The organism is Clostridium sp. AF29-8BH (assembly GCF_003478145.1).
Taxonomy (GTDB): domain Bacteria; phylum Bacillota; class Clostridia; order Lachnospirales; family Lachnospiraceae; genus Otoolea; species Otoolea fessa.
In genome coordinates, this window is the sequence record NZ_QUEL01000050.1 from 1 (window position 1) to 2,734 (window position 2,734).

Here is a 2,734-nt window from a genome sequence, read left to right on the forward strand (position 1 = left end):
TTTTTTGACCGCCTATGGAGGTCTAGCTATGAGCAGTCAAACAAGTTTGGTTGCTGAACAGGTTCGGTTGCAGCAATGGGCGGCACAGATCCAGGATTGTAAAAACCGCCCTGCAGATATGAAAGTAGAAACCTGGTGCAGTGAGCATGGCATCACAAAAGCGAATTATTATTATCGTCTGAAAAAAGTCCGCAAAGCATGTTTGGAGGTCTACAATCCAGAACCGGCGTTTGTGGAACTTCCTCAGCCGACAGAGAAAGCTCTGCCCCAGGAAGACAGCAGCTTAAAACCGACAGCTATTTTGCGAAATTCCAGAGGATTGGCACTTGAAATTTATAATCCTGTCTCTAAAGATATGCTTCAGTGTATCCTGGAGGTTCTGTCTAATGCTGAATGACGCCACAGGTCTGAAAAAGATCTATCTTGCAGCTGGTTATACCGATCTGCGGAGAGGAATGGATGGTCTCGCAACGATCATCCGGTTCCGGTTTCAGCTCGATCCGTATGATAAAAATACGCTCTTTCTTTTTTGCGGGAAGAAGACGGACCGGATCAAGGGACTCTTATGGGAAGGGGATGGGTTCCTACTTCTTTACAAGAGACTGAACAACGGTGCCTTCAACTGGCCACGTTCCGTAGAAGAGGCGTTGGAAATATCCCCGGAACAGTATACGATGCTGATGCAAGGGCTTGAAATTCTCCCCAAACATCCGATCAGGCCAAATGATCCGCCTAAAAGATTGATGTAACATTTGTGCATTATGGAGAAAAAATTTCCATATTTCACAGAAGAAAAGAGAATCTCTTCCGTTTCATAAAGCTTATCCACAGAATTCAGTCCGCAGGAATCAAACCACACGGTTTCGGGCAGAAAAATCGTTCTGAATCTGTGGATAGCAGTACAGAACATCTGGAATCCTGAAAAGCTATCCCAGGTGCTCTGTACTGTTATCCACCGTCATTATGCCGAAAGGAAAACAGGCTCCAAGTGGCAGAAAACGTACAGATCTGGTACAATGGACTCATTGAGAAAAGGAGTTCCTGCCATGACGATGAAGTTCACAGAAGAACAGTTAAACAGCTTTGATAAATCTATGCTGATCCAGTTATTTTTGAATCAACAGGAACAGTTAGGAAAGGTCAGTGCCGACCTGCATTCCCTGGATACGAAGATGCAGGCAATGATGGAACAGCTGATCCTGGCTAATAAGAACCGGTTTGGACGTTCCTCTGAAAAAATGGAGGATGCCCAGCAACTCCGTTTTGCTGAAGTGGATGGAACCATTGTGTTTTTTAATGAAGCCGAAGCTGTCTGTGATCTGGAGGCACCGGAACCAGAGACTCTGGAGCCGGCACCGGAACGCAGAAAAAAAGCAACCGGTAAGAAAGCACAGGATATGTCCGGGCTTCCTACAAATCGGATCGACCACTACATGACCGAAGAAGAATTAACAGTAGAATTCGGTGAAAACGGCTGGAAACAGCTTCCAGATGCTATTACACGCAGATATCGTTTCATTCCGGCAAAAGTCGAGGTGGATGAGCACCATGTTGGTGTATATGCCAGCAAAACAGACGGGCACATGATAAAAGCAAAGCATCCCAAAAGCCTGCTTCATGGAAGCCCCGTATCCGCTTCGCTCGCTGCTGCGGTCATGAATGGAAAATACGTAAACGCGGTCCCTCTTTATCGCCTTGAACAGGAATTCCTTCGATATGGCCTTGCCATAACCAGGCAGAACATGGCGAACTGGATGATCCGGCTGGGAGAAGAATATCTCGCCGTTTTGTATGATCACCTTCATTCGCTACTTTACAGATATCATGTCATCCAGGCTGATGAGACACCGGTATTGGTAAAACGGGATGGCCGCAGTGCCGGTTCCAAGAGTTATATGTGGGTGTACCGTTCTGGCCACATGTATCCGGAAAAACAGATCATCCTTTATGAGTATCAGCGGACAAGAAATGCCTCTCATCCCCGGGAATTCCTAAAGAATTATTCCGGCATTTGCGTGACGGATGGCTATCAGGTCTACCATACACTGGAAAAAGAGCATGAAGACCTGACGATAGCCGGGTGCTGGGTCCATGCCCGCAGGCGCTTTGATGAAGCGCTTGCAGTAGTACCGAAAGAACGCCAAAAAGAATCCGCATCCTATCTGATCTTAAAGCAGATCCAGACGATCTACAGAAAAGAAGGAAAGCTAAAGGATCTCTCATCGGAAGAACGGCTTTCCCAGCGTCAGGTGGCTATAAAGCCACTGGTAGACGCTTTGTTTGCGTACCTAAAGCAGCATGAAAGCGAGGTCGGAACAGAAAAGCTGAAGGATGCTTTCAGTTACGCTCTGAATCAGGAAAAATATCTCCGGATTTTCCTGACAGATGGGGATGTCCCTATGGATAATAACGCCTCTGAGCGCGCGATCCGCGGATTCTGTGTTGGAAAGAAGAACTGGCAGATGATCGATACGATCAATGGTGCGAAAGCATCCGCGATTATTTACAGCATCGCAGAGACGGCAAAAGCGAATAACCTAAAACCATACGAATACTTTGAACACCTTCTGACAGAGATCCCTAAGCGCATGGATGACAGCGACCGGTCATTCTTAGATGACCTGCTCCATGGTCGAAAAAGTTGCCGGACGTTGTCAGAAAACCGAAAAAGCAATGAAGTAGAGCCGCGGAAGCGGCTTTTAGCTTATAGGGTACTTGGTATGGAGCGTTTACG

3 protein-coding genes are annotated in these 2,734 nt (G+C 46.8%); all 3 read left to right on the forward strand.

What is annotated here, in order from left to right; genetic code table 11:
* Window positions 1-397: IS66 family insertion sequence element accessory protein TnpA (locus tag DWZ16_RS15115; protein ID WP_243022055.1), on the forward strand; the 397-nt coding region annotated here is incomplete at its 5' end.
* A complete protein-coding gene (gene tnpB / locus DWZ16_RS15120) occupies window positions 387-749 on the forward strand; it encodes an IS66 family insertion sequence element accessory protein TnpB (protein ID WP_118523178.1) in 363 nt (120 codons plus the stop codon). The genes DWZ16_RS15115 and tnpB, both read left to right, overlap by 11 nt.
* Before the next feature lie 297 nt (window positions 750-1,046).
* On the forward strand, window positions 1,047-2,734 hold a 1,688-nt coding region (locus DWZ16_RS15125; RefSeq protein ID WP_412694366.1), incomplete at its 3' end, for an IS66 family transposase.